This window comes from Haloferax sp. Atlit-48N (assembly GCF_003383015.2).
GTDB classification, from domain to species: domain Archaea; phylum Halobacteriota; class Halobacteria; order Halobacteriales; family Haloferacaceae; genus Haloferax; species Haloferax volcanii.
This window is the reverse complement of sequence record NZ_CP137689.1, coordinates 515,368-534,206: the sequence shown is the minus strand read 5'-3', so window position 1 is coordinate 534,206 and position 18,839 is coordinate 515,368. Positions and strand designations below refer to the sequence as shown.

The 18,839-nt window shown below is 67.5% G+C and carries 17 protein-coding genes; 10 read left to right on the top strand and 7 right to left on the bottom strand.

What is annotated here, in order from left to right; genetic code table 11:
* Positions 1–44 precede the first annotated feature (44 nt).
* Complete coding sequence (locus tag DEQ67_RS02970) at positions 45–920, bottom strand: deoxyribonuclease IV (protein ID WP_115860402.1); 876 nt, start codon at positions 918–920, stop codon at positions 45–47.
* Between the two features lie 54 nt (positions 921–974).
* A complete protein-coding gene (locus DEQ67_RS02965) occupies positions 975–1,802 on the bottom strand; it encodes a lipoate--protein ligase family protein (protein WP_004065206.1) in 828 nt (275 codons plus the stop codon).
* A 176-nt stretch (positions 1,803–1,978) separates the two neighbouring features.
* On the opposite strand from DEQ67_RS02965, the gene DEQ67_RS02960 reads away from it, so the two are divergent.
* The 3 genes from DEQ67_RS02960 (at position 1,979) to DEQ67_RS02950 (ending at position 5,178) form a co-directional block, all read left to right on the top strand.
* Positions 1,979–2,629 (top strand): VOC family protein, encoded by a 651-nt coding sequence (locus DEQ67_RS02960; RefSeq protein WP_115802190.1) that lies wholly within the window; start codon positions 1,979–1,981, stop codon positions 2,627–2,629.
* 48 nt (positions 2,630–2,677) lie between these two features.
* Positions 2,678–3,733, top strand: coding sequence for a sensor histidine kinase (locus DEQ67_RS02955; protein WP_115860404.1), 1,056 nt, complete (start codon positions 2,678–2,680; stop codon positions 3,731–3,733).
* A gap of 533 nt (positions 3,734–4,266) precedes the next feature.
* Complete coding sequence (locus tag DEQ67_RS02950) at positions 4,267–5,178, top strand: serine/threonine-protein kinase RIO2 (protein WP_006600682.1); 912 nt, start codon at positions 4,267–4,269, stop codon at positions 5,176–5,178.
* A gap of 210 nt (positions 5,179–5,388) precedes the next feature.
* Here DEQ67_RS02950 and DEQ67_RS02945 read toward each other — a convergent pair whose 3' ends face one another.
* Positions 5,389–6,459 carry a TrmB family transcriptional regulator gene (locus DEQ67_RS02945; protein WP_004044365.1) on the bottom strand — a complete coding sequence of 357 codons (1,071 nt, stop codon included), beginning with the start codon at positions 6,457–6,459 and terminating at the stop codon, positions 5,389–5,391.
* Between the two features lie 5 nt (positions 6,460–6,464).
* On the bottom strand, positions 6,465–8,648 hold the full coding sequence (locus DEQ67_RS02940) for an alpha-amylase family glycosyl hydrolase (RefSeq protein ID WP_115860406.1): 2,184 nt from the start codon (positions 8,646–8,648) through the stop codon (positions 6,465–6,467).
* 104 nt (positions 8,649–8,752) lie between these two features.
* Between DEQ67_RS02940 and DEQ67_RS02935 the strand changes: the two genes are divergently transcribed.
* Positions 8,753–10,759: a glucan 1,4-alpha-glucosidase gene (locus DEQ67_RS02935; protein WP_115860408.1), complete on the top strand. Its 2,007-nt coding sequence runs from the start codon at positions 8,753–8,755 to the stop codon at positions 10,757–10,759.
* Between the two features lie 60 nt (positions 10,760–10,819).
* Here the strand turns inward: DEQ67_RS02935 and DEQ67_RS02930 are convergent, their stop codons facing one another.
* Entirely contained in the window at positions 10,820–11,959 is a 1,140-nt protein-coding gene (locus DEQ67_RS02930; protein ID WP_115802186.1) for an ABC transporter ATP-binding protein, read from the bottom strand.
* A 230-nt stretch (positions 11,960–12,189) separates the two neighbouring features.
* Between DEQ67_RS02930 and DEQ67_RS02925 the strand changes: the two genes are divergently transcribed.
* From DEQ67_RS02925 to DEQ67_RS02905, 5 genes are all read left to right on the top strand, one after another.
* On the top strand, positions 12,190–13,482 hold the full coding sequence (locus DEQ67_RS02925; protein WP_115802185.1) for a substrate-binding domain-containing protein: 1,293 nt from the start codon (positions 12,190–12,192) through the stop codon (positions 13,480–13,482).
* Between the two features lie 5 nt (positions 13,483–13,487).
* Positions 13,488–14,423, top strand: coding sequence for a carbohydrate ABC transporter permease (locus tag DEQ67_RS02920; RefSeq protein WP_115860410.1), 936 nt, complete (start codon positions 13,488–13,490; stop codon positions 14,421–14,423).
* Positions 14,420–15,496, top strand: a complete 1,077-nt coding sequence (locus DEQ67_RS02915) for a sugar ABC transporter permease (protein WP_004044371.1) — start codon at positions 14,420–14,422, stop codon at positions 15,494–15,496. The genes DEQ67_RS02920 and DEQ67_RS02915 overlap by 4 nt, the downstream gene beginning before the upstream one ends.
* A 228-nt stretch (positions 15,497–15,724) precedes the next feature.
* Positions 15,725–16,315, top strand: coding sequence for a 50S ribosomal protein L15e (locus DEQ67_RS02910; protein ID WP_004044372.1), 591 nt, complete (start codon positions 15,725–15,727; stop codon positions 16,313–16,315).
* A 107-nt stretch (positions 16,316–16,422) separates the two neighbouring features.
* Positions 16,423–16,656: a hypothetical protein gene (locus DEQ67_RS02905; protein WP_115860412.1), complete on the top strand. Its 234-nt coding sequence runs from the start codon at positions 16,423–16,425 to the stop codon at positions 16,654–16,656.
* A 47-nt stretch (positions 16,657–16,703) separates the two neighbouring features.
* Here the strand turns inward: DEQ67_RS02905 and DEQ67_RS02900 are convergent, their stop codons facing one another.
* Entirely contained in the window at positions 16,704–17,057 is a 354-nt protein-coding gene (locus tag DEQ67_RS02900) for a rhodanese-like domain-containing protein (RefSeq protein WP_115860414.1), read from the bottom strand.
* 136 nt (positions 17,058–17,193) lie between these two features.
* Between DEQ67_RS02900 and ubaA the strand changes: the two genes are divergently transcribed.
* The gene (gene ubaA / locus DEQ67_RS02895) at positions 17,194–18,006 is read left to right on the top strand and encodes an SAMP-activating enzyme E1 (protein ID WP_115860416.1); all 813 of its coding nucleotides are present in this window, start codon (positions 17,194–17,196) and stop codon (positions 18,004–18,006) included.
* 21 nt (positions 18,007–18,027) lie between these two features.
* On the opposite strand, the gene DEQ67_RS02890 is transcribed toward ubaA, so the two are convergent.
* A complete protein-coding gene (locus DEQ67_RS02890) occupies positions 18,028–18,750 on the bottom strand; it encodes an SDR family NAD(P)-dependent oxidoreductase (protein ID WP_233505991.1) in 723 nt (240 codons plus the stop codon).
* Positions 18,751–18,839 lie beyond the last annotated feature (89 nt).

The window sequence follows — 18,839 nt, the reverse complement described above, 5'->3', positions numbered from 1 at the left end:
AACGGTCGATGCGGGGCTCAGCGGCCCTCCGCCTCGGCTTACCCTCAGTCGGCGCGGAGTTCGCGCACCCGCTCGATGTTCCACGCGAAGCCCTTGCCGTCCTCGGTGGGCGTCTCCAAGACGAGCGGCACGTCGTCGTCGACGATGGCGTCGTGGTTGATGAACGCGCGCATGCCCTCCTCGCCGATGAGGCCCTCTCCGATGAGGGCGTGTTCGTCCTTGTTCGTCCCGCACTCGTGTTTCGAGTCGTTGAGGTGGACGCACTTGAGGTGCTCTAAGCCGACCTCGGCGTCGAGTTCCGCGAACGTCTCGTCGACGCCTTCGGCCGTCGAGAGGTCGTAGCCCGCGGCGAACGCGTGGGCGGTGTCGAGACAGACGTCGAGGTCCTGCTCGGACTCTTCGAGGACGTAGCCGAGGTGGGCGAAGTCGTCGCCCATCTTCGTGCCCGAGCCCGCGTCGGACTCGATGAGGACGGTGACGCCCTCGGGGATATCGAGGTCGTCGAGGACGGAGACGGCGTTGTCGAGGCCCTGCTGTTCGCCCGCGCCGGTGTGGGCCCCGAGGTGGACGTTCACGTACTCGATGCCGAGTTTGTCGGCCATGTCGACTTCCGTCTGCATCGAGTCCAGCGACTTCTGCCGGAGGCCGTCTTTGGGCGTACAGAGGTTGACGAGGTACGACGAGTGGATGACCCACGGCCCCGACAGTTTGTCGGCGGTCTGCTCGCGGAACAGTTCGGCCTCCTCGTCGGAGATGTCTGGGTCGCGCCACACCTGCGGCGAGGTGGTGAAAATCTGCCCGCAGTTGCCGCCGAAGGCGACCTGCCGGAAGACGGCGTTGGCGACGTTACCGTGCGGTGGCGTCTCGTCGTCGGACGAGACCTTCGAACTGGACATCGAGACGTGTGCGCCGACTTGCATGGGGAGTCCGACGGCGTACCCGAACAAAGGGACTTCGGAGTTGTCGGCGGCCGCTCAGTCGGACCGCGACCCCGGCCGGCGGCGCACCCAGTCGTCGGCGCGGTACTTCTCGTCGACTTTCTCGCGCGCGCGGTCGAGTTCGTCGTCGGTCCACGCGCCCTCCTCGGCGTCGACGAACTCCGAGAGCGACTCGGTCAGCGCCGCGACGAACGCCTCGCGGGAGGCGTCCGCGAGTTCGTCGATGCCGACGACGCGCTCGCGGAACGCCTCGGGCGTCACGTCGTGGCCCTCGAACACGCCGAGGTGGGTCTCGGCGTCGACCGAGTAGGTGAGCGAGCCGTGTTGGACGACGGCGTCGCGGCGGCGGTACTGGGCGTTGCCAGCGACTTTCCGGCCCGCGGCGACCATGTCGTGGGCGGGGTGGAGCGCCCGCAGATAGCACGCGGGGTGCCAGATGACGGGCACGTCGTCGTCGACGAAGTTCACGTCCACGCCGACCGCGCGAATCGCGTCCAGAATCGGCTCGCACAGCAGGTGATAGCAGTCCATGAGGTCGCCCGGGAGCTCCGATTTCGGCGCGGCGATGGAGTAGGCCACGTCGCCGTGGCGGTCGTGGTAGATGCCGCCGCCGCCGGTCTGTCGGCGGGTCACGTCGATGCCCTCGCGGTCGCAGTAGTCCCAGTCGACCGTCTCGGGGTCCTGTCCGTAGCCCAGCGAGAGGCAACTCGGCTCCCACGAGTAGACCCGGACAGTCCGGGGGCCGCCCGCCGCGGCCGTCTCGCCCGCGACCTCGTCGAGCGCCATCTGCATCGGTCCCGGTCGGACCTCCTCGCGAATCACCCGCCACTCGCGGTCGGCAATCGACCCCTGCGAATCGTTCATACGTCGGCTTCGTCCAACCGGGGGAAAGCGATTTCGACGCTCGGCCGCGCGGGGCCGCCCGGTCTCGCCGCGACGGTCTTCCGCCGAGCGCCCGCCGACGCAACCGGCGCTGCCGACGCGGCCGACGCGGCTGACGCGAGCGATTCCGTTAAACCGCATCGCGGTGACGTGGAACCATGAAGTTCACCCGCGTCGCCCTCGCCGCGACAGACCCCATCTCGCTGTGTGAGTTCTACGTCGAGACGCTCGGCTTCGCGGCCGTTCCCGGGTCGCAGCGCTCTGCGACCGCCGGGGAGACGACCCTGTGGTTCGAACTCGGAGACACCGACCCCGGCCACCTCGCGTTCACCGTCGCCGCCGCGGTCGACTCCGTGGTCGCGTGGCTGGACGACCGCGCGGACGTGGACGTGCTCGACACCGACGAGGGGCCGAGCGTCCGGTTCGACTTCCTCGGCTGCGACTCCGTCTACTTCGAGGACCCCGAAGGCAACGTCATCGAGTACGTCTGCTACGACGGCGACGCCGCGGGCGAGTTCGACCCGGCGACCGACCTCCGCGGCGCGACCGAGGTCGGGATGGCCGTCCCCGACGTGGCGTCGTTCGTGGCCTCGCTGACCGAGGCGCTCGGCATCGAGCCGCTGGAGTCGTTCGAGGGCGGCGACCTCGTGTTCGTCGGCGACCGAGACGCCCGATTCGTCGTCTCGCCGGTCGGCCGCCCGTGGTATCCGACCGACAGCGAGGCGACCGTCGGCCCGGTGTCGGCGCAGTGCGACGCCGACGGCGTTTTCGACCCCGAGGGGCTTCCCTACCGCGTCAACGCCGAGTGACAACTCGTTTCAGAGAAGCGTTATTAGCACTAGGAGAGTCAACGAACCGTGAACGTCTCTCGTCTCGTTAGCGCGGGGTCGCTCAGTCTCACTGGGGTGGCCCTGTTCGCCGTCGTCTCGAACAGCGTCGCTTCGGTCGCATCCGACCTCGCCGGCCTCGTCGCCGCGGCCTTCGGCCTCATCATCTCCGTGCTCTTCGTCGCCGTCGGCCCCGTCGTCTACCGAAGCGACCTCAAGACCAACCACGTCGCCCGCGTCGCCGGCTGGAACCTCCTCGGCGTCGTCGTCACCGTGTTCGTCCTCGCGCTCATCGGGAGCTACCAGCAGGCCGCGGGCGGGACGGTCAGCGAACCGCTTTTCAGCGCCGCCGTGGTCGTCGGCGTGAGCGCCGTCGCGCACGTCCTCATCGGCCTCAACGACGTGCGCCGGATTCGGACCCGCGAGCTATCGGAGCAGTACAAACGCTCCGCGGTCATCAACCGACTCGTCCGCCACAACCTCCGACACACCGCGCAGTTGCTCCTCGGCTGGGGCGACCGACTCGCCACCGACGGCGGCGACGACGAGACCGTCCGCATCGGCGAGCGACTGAAAGCGACCGGCGACGACCTCGGAACGATGAGCGACCAAGTGAAGACCGTCACCCAACTCGTCGACAACGACCACGGAGGCGAGACGGTCGACCTGCGCGAACTCCTCGACCCGCTCGTCGACGACCGCTCGGCGGCCAACCCGGAGGCGACCATCACCGTCCGCGGCGACGGTTCCGCGGCGGTCGTCGGCGGGAAGAAGCTGCAAATCGCGTTCCGCGAAATCGTCGACAACGCCCTCGAACACGCCGGGAGCGCCCCGACGGTCGAAATCGCGTACGAGCGCGTCGGAAGCGAGGTCGTCGTGCGAATCGGGGACGACGGCCCCGGCATCCCCGACCACCAGCGCGAACTCATCGAGCAGAACGTCGAAGAGAGCGACCTCGCCCACGGCAACGGCCTCGGCCTCTGGCTCTCGAAATGGATTGTGGAGGCCTACGGCGGCGAACTCCACCTTCCCCCGACCGACGACGGCGAGGGCGCGGTCGTCGAGTTCCACCTCGACGCGGCCTAATCCGCGCCTCGAAGACGGCTGACACGAGAGTTATTGCTCGATTTCACTGCTTGAATCAGCCGCTCAGCGGATGTGCAAGTCGGTCAACGAGGTTTTATCCGTTATTGTCAAGTATGGAACGGTTGTCACATGGGGGACCCGGAGTCAAGCGACAGTACTGGTTCGCGGGTTGATTCACGCCCGACAGCGTTTGTTATGTACTTAGTCGCATCCGGGGTTGTAGGAGGGCTAATCTACTCATTCGTATTGAATCAGCCCCTCTCCAGAGGACTTTTGTACGGCATTACTGCTGGGATGACATTCGCCACTCTCGACGCTGTGGTTGGTGATTAACTCTCGAAGAGATGCACGATACATCCTCGATGCGTCGCACCTCTCCCGTAGCCCTGCGGCGAGGTACCTATCTTCCAGACTCCCCCGCCGAAACGGTGTGAGTCGTCACATCACGGATTTCGTATCGTCATATAAGATTTATCGCGGGCGAGATACGCCGACTCGCGGGCCTTTTACGCCTCGCCGACGGACGGACGTGCATGGTACGGAACGTCGCCGGCGTCATGGCCGAACTCGAGCCCGAGGACTTCTACCTCCTCTCGGGCGTCGAGCAGGGCATGCGCTTCAGCGAGTGGGTCAACCGGGAGAAGTTGCCGAAGAACTCGGGGCTGACCGCCGAGGAGGTCGACTACCGCATCGACCGCTGTATGACCCGCGAGCTCGTCGAGCGCAAGACCATCCAGTACGAGGGGTACAAGCTCACCGTCGAGGGGTACGACGCGCTCGCCCTCCGGACGTTCGCCCAGCGAGACACCATCCAGGGGTTCGGCGCGCCCCTCGGCGTCGGCAAGGAAAGCGACGTGTTCGAGGTGCAGTCGTTCAAGCCGCTCGCGCTGAAGTTCCACCGCGAGGGGTACACCAACTTCCGCGAGGTGCGCCGCGAGCGCGACTACACCTCCGAGAACCACCACGTCTCGTGGCTCTACACCGCGCGCAAGGCGGCCGAACGCGAGTACGAGGCGCTCGAAACCCTCTTTCCGGAGGTGTCGGTGCCGCGCCCAGTCGACCACAACCGCCACGCAATCATCATGGCGAAGCTCGACGGCGTCGAACTCGCCAAGGCGAAGCTCGAATCCGAGCAGGTGACGGGCGTCCTCGATTTGATTCTCTCCGAGATGGCCGACGCCTACGCGGCCGGCTACGTCCACGCCGACATGTCGGAGTACAACGTCGCGGTCGGCGAGCGCGGCGTCACGGTGTTCGACTGGCCGCAGGCCGTCCCGACCGACCACGACAACGCCCGCGAACTCCTCGCGCGCGACGCGAAGAACATCGTCGGCTACTTCCGCCGCAAGTACCCCGGCGAGATGCCCGACGAGGTTGACATCGACGCGCTGTCCGACGCTATCGCCGGAAACGAGTTCGAGAGCGTCGACGAGTTCGCCGTCTGAGCCGTCGAGACCCCTCCGCTTTCTCTCGCTGTTCGTGTGTCTCCGAGCGACCCGGTCGTGACTCGGTTTCGACGCCGATAAACCAAATTGCGCGATACGAAATGTCGTTTTCGAGAAAACACGGACGCTGACCGGCGAGGCGTCGCTCGGTGAGACGGGCGTCAGAAAGACCAGCCGAACTGCCGAAAAGGAACTGCACGACGCGCTCGCCTACTCGGCCGCCGTGAACTCGACCGCGTCGGCCTCGAAGTCCTCGACGAACGCGCCTTGGCCACCGATGCTGTACGTCCCCTCGTCCGTCTCGACGACGAAGGCGTTCTCGACCGGGAAGGAGTTGTTCGCGGGTTCGAGGAGGCCCTGCCGGATGTCCACCACGCGGCCGTGAAGTTCGGTCGGGCCGTCGGTGTGGACCATCCGCCCGCTGACGGTCACGTCGAGGTCGATGCCCGCGCGCTCGCAGAGGGCGGCTTGCAGGACGGCGTGGCGGAAGTTGTGGTACATCGCCGGGAGCGGGTCGGGGTCGGTCGTGTACGCCTCGGCGGCCATCGGCCAGTAGTTCCCGAAGAAGGAGCCGACGATGACCGGACCGAGGTGTGGCTGTGCGAAGACGATGGCCTGCGACTCGGAGTTCGACCGGGCGACCATCTCGCCGGGGGAGATGAGGCCCGTTCGCGAATCGACGGTGAGCATCGTGGGCATGAGTTCGTGCCAGACGCGCACCAGCGAGGCCACGCCGTCGAGCGCGAGGTCGTCGTGCGGTTCGACGCCGCTGACGACGAGCGAGACGAGGACGCCGCGCTCGCGGGCCGCCCGGAGTTCGTCTTCGACCTCGTCGAGCACGTCGTAGGGGAGCGACAGCGTGATTTCGGACTCGGCGCGGCCGACGAGTTCTCCGATGCGCTTGAGCACCGTCACGCGGGACTTGATGACCTCGAAGCGCTCTTGGTCCCGGGCGGTGGCCGTGTAGCGCTCCTCCAGCGCGGGGCGCATGGATTCGACGCTCTCGGAGAGCGATTCGATGACCTCCATCGGCGGCAAGGGCCGAATCGTCGTCGGCACGACGTGGTCGTTGACCTCCACGAAGCCGCGCGATTCCAGTTCCTTGCTCACGCTGTAAACGTAGCGCTTGGAGACGCCCGCCGCGTCGGCGATCTGGCTCGCCTTCGCCTCCCCGAGTTCGAGCAGAGTCAGATACGTGTCGACGACCTTCTCTGAGAGCCCGAACTGCTCCAGGAGGTCGGCGAGTTCCCGGTCGTCCATGGTCGGACTGTCATCGACCATGATACTTAATGGCTCGAATCACCGACGGCGCGGAGCACGACCGCGTCGGCGACGGTGACGCGGACGCCCCCATCGCCCGCGGCCGCGCCGCTCGCGCCGACTCGCTCGCCCGTCAGCAGGTCGGTCTCGGCCGTCTCCGCGCCGAGTTCGACGGTCGTCGGCTCCCCGTCGAAGTTCAGGACGACGACGAGCCGGTCGGTGCCGTCGTCGCGGGCGAACGCGACCACGCGGTCGGCCTCGACACCATCGTCTCCGGCGGGGGCAACGCTGGCAGAGACGGGTTCGACGTCGCCGGCGCGGAGCGCCTCGTGCGCGTCGCGGAGGCGGGAGAGCCGCCGGTGGAAATCCACGAGGTCGGTGTCGGCGTCGTACCAGCGCATCGTCCCGCGCCGGTCCGCGACGCCGGTCTCCTGCCCGTAGTATATCATCGGCGCGCCGGGGAGCGTGAACGTCGCGGCCGCGGCCGCCCGAAGCGCGTCATCTCCGACTGCGCTCCGGTAGCGCTCCTTGTCGTGGTTCTCGATGTAGCGAAGTTGCACGGCGTCGTCGGGGAAGCCGTGCCAGCGGGCGTCGGCGACGGCGTCGAGGAGGGCCGTCGCCGGTCTCTCGCCCGCGCCGATGGCTCGGAGCGCCCCGTACAGCGTCGTGTCGTAGTGGGCGTCGAACTCGGTTTCGTGGTACGCGGGGTCCCGCGGGATGGTCTCGTCGAGGAGCAGGAAGTCGGGGTCGTCGGCTTTCACCCGCTCGCGGACCTCCTTCCAGAAGCCGTGGGGGACGCCCCACGCCACGTCGCAGCGGAAGCCGTCGACGACCGCCGCCCACTCGGTGACCACGTCGAGCATCCACGACCGGACCGCCGGCGAGTCGTAGTTGAGGTTCGGAATGCGCGTCCAGTTGAAGTAGTGCTCCGCCGCGCCGGGGCCGCCCCAGTCGATGTCGGAGGAGTCCTCGCGCTCGGGAACGCGGACGTAGTGGTCCTCGTAGCCGGGGACGCCGGTCGAATGGAACTGGAAGGCCGGGTGGTCCCGCGACGTGTGGTTGATGACGAGGTCGAAGACGACGCGGATGCCGGCGTCGTGACATCGCTCGACGAGCGCCTCGAAGTCCTCGCGCGAACCGAGGTCCGACGCGGTGTCGAAGTAGTCGGTGACGTGGTAGCCGTGGGTCGTGTGGCTCTCCAGTATCGGCGTGAGCCACAGGCAGTCCACGCCGAGCGATTCGAGGTAGGGAACCCGCCGGGCGAGTTCGTCGAACGTCGGGTCGGGCGTCTCGCCGGCGAACGACCGGACGAACACCTCGTAGACGGTCGCGTGGTGCGCCCACTCGGGCGCGTCCGCGGGCCGCGAGACGGAGAGGCCGGAACCGGATTCGTCGGTGACGACGCCGGGGTCCACGACCAGCGTGTCGAGAACCGAGTGCCGGACGTACGGTTCGCCCGACTCGCCCGACTCGGCCGTCGTTTGGACCGCGACGGCGTGGACCCGAACCGGCTCCGACGAGTCGACCCCGCGGAGCGTGTCGACCGGGACGCGCAGGCGGTCGTCGCGGACCTCGCAGTCACTCGGGTCGAGCGCGTCGCGGCCGTCGAACAGGAACTCGACGGCGAGCGTCGCTTCCTCGGCGTCGGGCGCGGTCTCCGCGTCCGCGACGACGAGGAGGTCGTCACTGTTCTCCTGCCCGACTCGCCCGTCGAGTCGAACCCGCGGGCGGCCCGGTCCGGGGACTTCGACGTCACCGCGGACCTGTTCCGCGAGGTCGTCGTGCGGGGCGAACCCGAACGGGTGCGTGCCCGGCGGGAGGTCCACGTCGAGGACGTAGTCGTCCCCGGCGCGGCGCGGCCGGTCGCGGCCGACGAGGCGGTCGTTGAACGGGCCGATGACGGCGACCTCGTCGGGCGACGCGGGTTCGAGGGCGGCCGCGGGGACCGCCATCGTCGCCGGGCGGCGGTCGTCGGGGAAGGCGCGAACGGTCTGTTCGTGGCGGCCGTCGGGCGCGTCGAGTTCGAGGTGGTACGTGCCGGGAACGTCGGGTGCGAGGTGGACGACCGGGCCCGAGCCGACCGTCGCGGCGCTCTCCGCGGGCGCGTCGAGGACGCGCCACCGGTACGTTGCGTCTCGTTCGGGGGCTCTCGGGGCGAGTTCGACGGGGCGGCCGACCGTCGTGACTCGCGGCGGACCGGGGTGATGCATACCCCACCTCGGGTGAGGGGGGTCGTTATCGTTTCGAAACCGTATGAAAGTGTGAAGGAACATTACACCAAGATTATTATCTGCGGGGGTCCCACGACTCAGCAATGCAACTACGCGACGCGCTGGCCGACTACAAGCGGCACGCAGACCACCCGACGCGGTTCCCGGGCGAGCGACGGACGACCAGCGGCCTGTTTTCGGGTCTCGGCGACCGGTTGGTCCACGTCGAGACCGACGGCTCGCTCCGCGACTTCGGCTACCCGCTGTCCGGGCTCTGGGGCGTCGAGCGCTCCCGGTTCGGCGTCCGCCCCGTCGGCGACGACGCCGGCGTCCACTGGTTCGACGAGGGCGCGAGCCAGTCGTACGCGGGCGACGGCGCGCTCGTCGTCACCGACCACGAGACGCCCCACGGCGACGTGACGCAGTACGACCTCGCAATCGACGACGGCCACGTCGGCCGGTTCGAGACCGACGCCGACGTGGAACTCGTCGCCTTCGTCCACTTCCAGCCGGACGGCCGCGACACGCTCGTCGGACAACTGACCCACGGCGACGCGGTGGAAGCGTACCACGCCGAGGAACACGACTTCCTCGCGTCGTCGCCGGCCTTCGAGCACGTCGAGGGGCGCGTGCCCGAGGGCTTCGACGAACTGCTCTCGGAGGGCGAGGTCGAACTGCCGCGACCCCGCACCGACGACTGCTACGAGGAGGGGCAACTGAGCGGCGCGGTCGTCGGCACGGTCCCGTTCGAATCGGGCGCGGCCGCGGTCGGCCACCTGCTCACCGACGACACCGAGACTGGTCGCGAGGACGCGCTGGACCGCGTCCGCGACCTCGTCGCCCGCGACCTCGACGACCTCCGCGAGCGCGCCGCGACGGAAGTCGAAGGCGCGGTGCCCGACCACCGCGAATCGGCCGCAATGCGCGACGACATCCGCGTGCTCTCGCTGCTTTCGGGGGCGCTCGGCCTCCGCATCGCCGGCCCCGACTTCGACCCCTACTACGCCTACTCCGGCGGCTACGGCTACACGTGGTTCCGCGACGACGCCGAAATCTCGAAATTCCTCTTCGAGTCCGACGAGCGACTCGACCTCGGCCTCGACGCGTGGCACGAGCGCAGCGCCCGCGCCTACTGCCGCACCCAGCGCGAGGACGGCTCGTGGCCCCACCGCGTCTGGCCCTTCGACGGGTCGCTCGCGCCCGGGTGGGCGAACGCCCGCCTCGAATCCGGCGACGACGCCGACTATCAGGCCGACCAGACGGGGAGCGTCATCGCCTTCCTCGCGGCCTACCACGACCGCTGTGCCGACGACGGCCTCCGCACCGACATCGAGGAGACGCTCTCGCGCGCCCTCGACAGCCTCGACGACACCCTCGACGACGACGGCCTCCCCGTCGACTGCCAGAACGCGTGGGAGAACATGACCGGCCGGTTCAGTCACACCGCCGCGACGTTCCTCGAAGCCTACGCCGCGCTCGCGCTGTCCGACCTCGATTCGGCGCTGACCGACCGCGCCGCGTCGCGCGCCCGCGAGGTGTACGAGGGCATCGACCGCCTCTGGAGCGAGGGCCGCGGCTGTTACGCCCTCCGCGTCGCCGACGGCGAACTCGACGACCGCTACGACTCCGCCGCGCTCGCGCTCGCGTCGGCCCACCGGACCTACGACCGACTCGAAGCCGTCGACGACGACCGGCTGGACCGACTCGTCCACCACGTCGAGTCCGTCTTCGACGGCCTCTGGCACGACCCCGACGACAGCGAGGTGAAGGGGCTGGTCCGCTTCGAGGGCGACGACTGGCGGATGCGCGAGCAGTCCTCGGAGAAGGTTTGGACCGTCTCGACCGCGTGGGGCGCGAACGCCGGCGTCGAACTCGCCGCCCTGCTGGCCGCCCACGACGACGACCGGGCGGGGACGTTCGCCGACGAGGGTCGTGCGCTCCTCGACCTCGTCCTCCCCGACGGCCCGCTCTGTACCGACGAGGGCTACCTCGCGGAGCAGTTCTTCGACGACGGCACGCCCGACAGCGCGACGCCGCTCGGCTGGCCGCACGCGCTTCGGCTGGCGACGCTGGCGACGCTCGACGCCGACGGCGCCTTCGACGGGGAGTAAGTCGACGGCGACGCGGCTGTCGAACAACGAGGGACCGCGAGAAAACAGCGAACTACTTCTTCACGCCTGCTGCGTCGGGGCCGCCCGCCGCTTCGATTCGCGGGAGAGGAGCGACTCGCCGGTCCGCGGGTGGAAGACGTGGAGGTCCGACTCGTCGAAGGTGACGCCGACCGTCTCGCCCGTCTCGGGTTCGACGTCCGAGTCGACGCGGGCGATGAAATCGGGGCCGACGTCGAGGTGGAGGTAGTTGTCCGAGCCGATGGGCTCGACGACGCCGACGGTCGAATCGACGACGTTCTCGCCGGAGGAGGCAGTCACCACGTCCTCCGGGCGGACGCCGACGCGGAGGTCGGTCGCGTCCGTCGCCTCGCGGAGCGTCGCCGAGAACGGTTCGGACAGGCGGTACGAGAAGGGACCGTCGCCGGCGAGGACGAGGCGGTCGCCCTCGCGTTCGACCGACACGTCGAGGAAGTTCATCGAGGGAGAGCCGACGAAGCCGCCGACGAACTCGTTGGCGGGGTTCTCGTACACGTCCTTCGGGCGGCCGACCTGCTGGAGTTTCCCGTCGTTGAGGATGACGATTTTGTCGCCCATCGTCATCGCCTCCTCCTGGTCGTGCGTGACGTACAGCGAGGTGATTCCGAGTTCGTTCTGGAGGCGCTGAATCTCGGTCCGCATCGTGGTGCGGAGCTTCGCGTCGAGGTTCGAAAGCGGCTCGTCGAACAGGAACACGTCGGGTTCGCGGACGATGGCGCGGCCGAGCGCGACGCGCTGTTTCTGCCCGCCGGAAAGCTCGTCGGGCTTGTCGTCGAGGAGGTCCTCGATGCCCATCATGGCCGCCGTCTCGCGGACGCGCTCGCGGCGCTCGTCCTTCGAGAGGTCGGTGCTCATCCGCAGGCCGAACGCCATGTTCTGCATGACGGTCTTGTGCGGGTACAGCGCGTAGTTCTGGAACACCATCGCCACGTCGCGCTTGCGGGCGTGCTGGTCCGTGACGTCCTCGCCGCCGATTCGAATCGTGCCGCCGGAGGGCGATTCGAGCCCCGCGACCATGCGGAGCGTCGTCGACTTCCCGCAGCCAGAGGGGCCGACGACGGTGATGAACTCGCCGTCCTCGACGTCGAGCGAGAGGTCCTCGACGGCGACGACGCGACCCCGGTCGTACTCCTTGCGAAGCGCTTCGAGCGTGAGACGTGCCATTACTCCCCGTCTGTTCCCATCGTCCATAATCGTTTTCCTATTTTCTGAATTTGTGATGCAATAGTTCGTATTGAATTTCAAAGACCCGATAGTACCGTTTAGAACCTCTCTATCGTCGTTTCCGCGAATTCACGATTCCCGTTTCATTGGCGATTTTCGCCGCGAATGCGGGCGTCATTCCGAACTATTAAATATATGAACACATAGTTCATCATAGATTCGTTATGCCAATGAACCGCCGCACAATCCTGAAGCAACTGGCAGGCACGACGGCCGTCGGCGCACTCGCGGGCTGCGTGGGCGTGTCGGAGACCGATTCGACGCAGACGTCCGAACAGAGCGGTGCGGAGGGCGACGACGGTAGCGAGGAGACCACCGCCGGAGCGGAGACCGAGTCCGCGGGGCCGAGCGGGGCGTTCACGCTCTGGCACCAGCGCGCGGAAGCCGAGAAGAAGGCGCTCGAATCCAACGCCGAGACGTTCACCTCGGAGACGGCCCACACGGCGAAGCCCGCCGAAATCGCCGACCTCCGGAAGAAGACGACCTCCGCCATCCCGGCCGGACAGGGCGCGGGCATGTTCGACTGGGCCCACGACTGGACCGGCGAGTACTACCAGAACGGCTTCCTCTCGGACCAGAGCGACCAGTTGGACGTTGACCTCTCGGTCTACACCCGACCCGCACAGGAGGCGGTCCAGTTCGACGGCGCGACCGTCGCGCTCCCCTACGCGGCGGAGACCGTCGGCCTCATCTACAACAAGGAGCTGGTGGACGAAGCGCCCGAGACCATCGCCGACATGACGGCCATCATGGAGGAGTACCACGACCCCGAAAACGGGATGTACGGCCTCAGCTACCCGCTGGACGCCTACTTCATGAGCGCGTGGGCGCACGCCTTCGGCGGCTACTACTTCGACGAGTCGAACGTCGAACTCGGCCTGTCGAACGAGGCGACCCTCGAAGGGTTCCAGTTCATCCTCGACAACTTCGTCCCGTACCAGCCGAAAGACACGGGCTACGACCCGCAGGCGGCCGTCTTCCTCGAGGGCAACGCGCCCTTCGCCATCAACGGGCCGTGGTTCCTCGGCGACGTTCGCTCCAACGACATCGACGCCGGCATCGCCCGGCTTCCCTCCCCCGAGGGCGACGCCGAGCCCGAGCCGTACACGACGGTCAAGCAGCTCTACTTCACCTCGACGCTGGAGGGCGACGAGGCGACGGCGGCCGCGTCCCGCGCGTTCGCCGAGTGGTACACCACGAACACCGACGTGCTCTCGGCGAACGCCGAGGAGTTCGGCTACATCCCGGTCCACAAGGAACTCGCTTCGAGCAGCGACCTCCCCGAGGCCGTCCAGGGCTTCTCGGAGTCCGTCTCGCTCGGCACCCCCATCCCGACGCACCCGAACATGGGCGACGTGTGGGGGCCGCTCGAAGACGCCTTCAACAGCGTGAAAAACGGCGACGCGGAGCTCGAATCCGCGTTCACGAAGGCCGAAGAAAACATCCGGTCTAACTGGGAGTAAGGACGATGAGCGTCGTCGACAGCGCCGTCGAGCGCGTCGCGGACAGCCCGGTGGTGAGCAAGGACGACCTACCCTTGCTGTTGGTACTGCCGGGGCTGTTCGTCTTCCTCGCGTTCATGCTGTTTCCCGTCCTGTACCTGGTGTATCTCTCGTTCACCAACGCGGAGCCGGCCACGCTGTTCCAGGGCAAAGAGCAGTGGGTCGGCCTCGCCAACTACGTGACGGTCCTCTCGGACGGCCAGTTCTGGAACTCGATGGGCGTGACGTGGCTGTTCGTCGCCACGTCGGTCGCGCTCAAGGTGCTCGTCGGCCTCGGCCTCGGGCTCGTGGTGACGGGCGAGCGCGTCCGCGGCAAGCGGTTCATGCGCGCGCTCATCATCATCCCGCTCGGCCTCCCGGGCATCTTCACCATCACCATCTGGCGCGGCATCTTCAGTTCGGCCGAGTTCGGCCTCGCCAACCAGTTCCTCCAGATGGCCGGCCTCGACTCCATCGCCTGGCTCTCCGAGCGCTGGATGGCCTTCCTCGCCTACAACGTCACCGAGGCGTGGCTGGCGTACCCGTTCATGGTCATCATCACCGTGAGCGCCTTGCAGGACGTCTCCGAGGAGCTCCACGAGGCGGCGATGATAGACGGCGCGGGCTTTTTCGCCCGCTTCCTGCACGTGACGCTTCCCTCTATCAAGCGCCCCGTGCTGTTCGCCTCGATTCTCACGGCCGCGGCGTCGTTCCAGCAGTTCCTCATCCCGTACGTGTTCAATCAGGGCGGGCCGTCGCGGACGAACGAACTGCTCATCGTCTACGGCTACCGCGAGGCGTTCCGCTTCCAGAAGTACGGTGAGGGTGCGGCCATCATGCTGGTCGCCGTGGCCGTCATCGGCGTCTTCATGATGCTAAACGTCAAGAAAGGACAGCTCGCCGACGGGGTGGACGACGCATGAGCGTCATCTCCGACATCGCGGCCGAACTCGCCGCCGACGCGCGGACCGCCGCGATGGCTCCCGTCGAGTCGGTCAAGGACGCCAAGTACACCCTCGAAGGCATCCGCGAGGGGCGCGTCAGCCCCGCGACGGTGCTGAAGACCGCCGGCATCACCCTCGGTGCCGCGGTCGTCGTCGCGCTCCTGTTGTTCCCGCTGTACTGGGTCGCCGTCGGGGCCTTCTCGGGCACCGGCGCGTCGCTGTACTCGTCGAGCGGGATTCGCCTGTGGCCGGCCGACCCGACCATCGAGCCGTTCCTGTGGGTCATCGGCGACCTCATCGTCCCGAGCTACCGCATCAGCCTCGGCCTCGGCGGCTACGAGGTGTTCTTGCAGACGCCCGAACTGACGTTCCTCGACGTGTCGCAGTACGGGGTCACGGAGACCTCCGAGTTCAAGCGGTTCTTCGCGAACAGCCTCACCGTGGCGATTCCGACGGTGCTGCTCGCGATGTGTCTCATCGTCCCCAGCGCGTACGCGCTGTCGCGCCGGCAGTTCATCGGCCGCTCGAAGGTGCTGTACGGCTACGTGCTGTTCACCCAAATCGGCGGCGGGCTGGGCGTCGCGCTCCTCATCGCGCTGTACGCCCTGTTCGTCCAGTTCGGCTTCAACGACAGCAAACTCGCGCTGTCGGCGTACTACGCCGCCACCGCGGTCCCGTTCAACACGTGGCTCCTGAAGACGTACATGGACGGGATTCCCGTCTCCTACGAGGAGGCCGCGATGATTGACGGCGCGCCGTCGTGGAAAATCGTCACGGAAATCATCCTCCCGCTGTCGAAGGCGGGGCTGGCGACGGTGTTCATCTTCACCTTCCTCACCGGGTGGACCGAGTTCGTCGTCGCCCAGACGTTGCTCTCGACGGACAACTACACCCTGCCCGTCGGGCTGTACTCGCTCGTCGGCCGGTACTCCATCCCGTGGGCCCGGTTCTCGGCGTTCGCACTCACGTTCGCCGCGCCGATTATGCTCATCTACCTGTTCGCACAGCGCTACATCGAAGGTGGCCTGTCGTTCGGCGGGATGGAAGGCTGAGCCGCATCGAGCGCCCCCTCGATACCGTCCTTTTCGGCCGCCTCACCACGTGAGTCGGTGGCACGCGCGCCGTGAGAATCCGAAGTCCTTAACCCTCCCCTGTTGGTAGTTCCGCCAACTCGCTGGCAACGCGGGCACGCCAGAGGGCACCCGTCACGCACGGGACGAAATGTGGTCTCAGGGGAGTTCCCCGACGGACTGAATCGCAAGCGCCCGCGGTGATACACAATGGCACGAAGCTTCTATTCCCACATCAAGGAAGCGTGGAAGACCCCGAAGGAAGGCAAGCTGGCCGAACTCCAGTGGCAGCGAAAACAGGAGTGGCGCAACCAGGGCGCTATCGAGCGCATCGAGCGCCCCACCCGCCTCGACAAGGCCCGTGAGCTCGGCTACAAGGCCAAGCAGGGCATCATCGTGGTCCGCGTCTCCGTCCGCAAGGGCGGCGCGCGCAAACAGCGCCACAAGGCCGGCCGCCGCACGAAGCGCCAGGGCGTCAACCGCATCGGCCGCCGCAAGTCCATCCCGCGCATCGCGGAGGAGCGCGCCTCCCGCAAGCACCCCAACCTGCGCGTGCTGAACTCCTACGGCGTCGGACAGGACGGCTCCCAGAAGTGGCAGGAAGTCATCCTCGTCGACCCCGAGCACCCGGCCATCCAGAACGACGACGACCTCAACTGGATCTGCGACGACACCCACGAGGGCCGCGCCTTCCGCGGTCTCACCAACGCGGGCAAGAAGAACCGCGGTCTCCAGAACCGCGGCAAGGGCACGGAACACAACCGTCCCTCCATCCGCGCCGGCAACGGCCGCGGCAAGTAACGCCCCGCGCACCGCGCCGATTTCTCTCTTTATCCACCATCGAGCCGCGGCTCTGTCTCGAAGCATCCATCCTTATCGGGACGGGGCCGGACCATCGAATCGACCCCATGGTCAGTATCGAACTCAGCGGGCCGCTACTCGTCGCCGCCGCGGTCCTCGGAGCGGCGTGGATATACCGGGACGCGAAGCGCCGCGCGATGGAGACGGCGGACATGTGGGCCGTCGGGTTCTTCGTCGCGTTCGTCCTCCTGCCGGTGCTCGGCGGCCTCGCGGTCTTCGTCTTCTATCTTCGAAACCGAAACCGGCGTCGCGGGTCGCCCGTCACGGTTCCCGGTGAGTAGGCGCGGGCGTCGCTTGCAGGCTGTCGAAAAGCGTCCGCAGAAGTGACTCAGAACGGCGACGTGGGACCGAGGTCCGCCTCGCCCTCGCTCTCGGTGCCGTCTTCGACCGCGCCGTCCCACGCGTCGAAGCCGCCGCGGAGGCTGGACACGTCGGCGTCGACGTTGCTGTCCAGCACCGAGGCGACCTGTTTCGAACTCTTGCCGACGTAACACGAGACGACCACCTCGGCGGGCCACTCGCGGTCGAACACCTCGGGGCCGAGCGTCGCAGCCGGGAGGTTCTCCGAATCGGGGATGTGGCCGGACGTGTACGACGAGGGGTCTCGGATATCGACGACGGCGAGCTCGTCGTCGTCGGCCAGTTTCTCGCGTAGTTCGTCGGGCGTCGTCTCGGCGACCATACCCGACGTGAACGGGCGGAGCGCCAAAGGCGCGTCGCTTCCGGCGATGTCGTCGCCGGCGGCGACGGTTCGGGGGTCGGAGAGAGGGGCGCGCCCGTGCCGCGGCTTTATTCGGGGGCGACGCCAACCTCGGGATATGACGCTCTCACTCGACGCCACCCAGTTGGACCGCTACTCGCGGCACATCATCATGGACGAGGTCGGCCCGGAGGGCCAAGGGCGACTGCTCTCGTCGCGCGTCGTCGTCGTCGGCGCGGGCGGGTTGGGCGCGCCGGCCATCCAGTACCTCGCGGCGGTCGGCGTCGGCGAACTCGTCGTGGTCGACGACGACGTGGTCGAGCGGAGCAACCTCCAGCGGCAGGTCGTCCACCGCGACGACGACGTGGGGACGCCGAAAGCCGAGAGCGCCGCCGCGTTCGTCCGCGGGCTCAACCCCGACGTGTCGGTCGAACCGGTCGAAGCCCGCGTGGACAAGTCGAACGTCCACGAGGTCGTCGCGGGCGCGGACGTGGTGGTCGACGCCTCGGACAACTTCCCGACGCGCTACCTGCTCAACGACGTCTGTCGCTTCGAGGGAATCCCGCTGGTCCACGGCGCGATATACAAGTTCGAGGGGCAGGCGACGACGCTCGTCCCCGAGGGGCCGTGCTATCGGTGTCTGTTCCCCGAAGCGCCCGAGCCGGGGACGGTCCCCGACTGCGCGACGACCGGCGTCCTCGGCGTCCTCCCCGGCACGGTCGGCTGTATTCAGGCGACGGAGGCGATGAAACTCCTGCTGGACGAGGGCGAGGCGCTCGACGGGCGACTGCTGTTTTACGACGCGATGGACATGACGTTCGAGACGGTCCCGTATCGGACGAACCCGGACTGCCCCGTCTGCGGCGAGGGCGGGGTCGACTCCATCGAGGACATCGACTACGTCGAGAGCTGCGCAATCAGCCTCGACTGAGAAAAGCGCGGTTCGGCTCCGTTATTCCATCTCGCTACCGCCGTTGACGGGCGTGTAGGTCCCGGTCACGAACTGAGCGCCCTCGCCGGCGAGCGAGGCAATCGCGTGTGCCACGTCCTCGGGCTGCGCCACCCGGTTCAGCGGGGTTTGGGACGCGACCTGGTCGCGTACGTCGTCGATGTGACCCGCCGTGGCGTCGGTCTCGACCAGTCCCGGCGCCACGACGTTCGCGGTGATGTCGTGGGGGCCGTACTCCTGGGCGATGTACTTGGCGAACGCGTCGAGGCCGCTCTTGGCCGTGCCGTGAGCGATGAACCCCGGCGAGGGACTCTGTCCGGCGCCGCTGGAGACGTATATCGCGCGGCCGTACTCCTGTTCGACCATCTGCGGCAACACCGCTTTCGAGACGGTGAACGCGGCTTTGAGTTCGGCGTCGAGTTTCGACGAGAACTCGTCCCACGTCATCGACTCGAACGATTTCGTCGCGAACGGCATGTTCGCGTTGTTGACGAGCACGTCGATTCGCCCCCAGCGGTCGATGACCCCCTCGACCATCTGCTCGACCGCGGACGCGTCTGTCACGTCGGCCTGCGCGACGAGCGCCTCACCGCCGGCGTCGCGGATTTCGTCGGCCACCGCGTGGGCCTCCGTCTCACTAGCGCGATAGTTGATAACGACCTTCGCGCCGCGGTCAGCGAGCAATTTCGCCGTTTCAGCGCCGATACCGCGGCTGCTTCCCGTCACGAGGGCGACACGACCAGAGAGATTCGACTCGGACATCGTTCTAACCGAGTTCCGCTATCGACCAAGTATCTGTTGGATGATGATTTCGA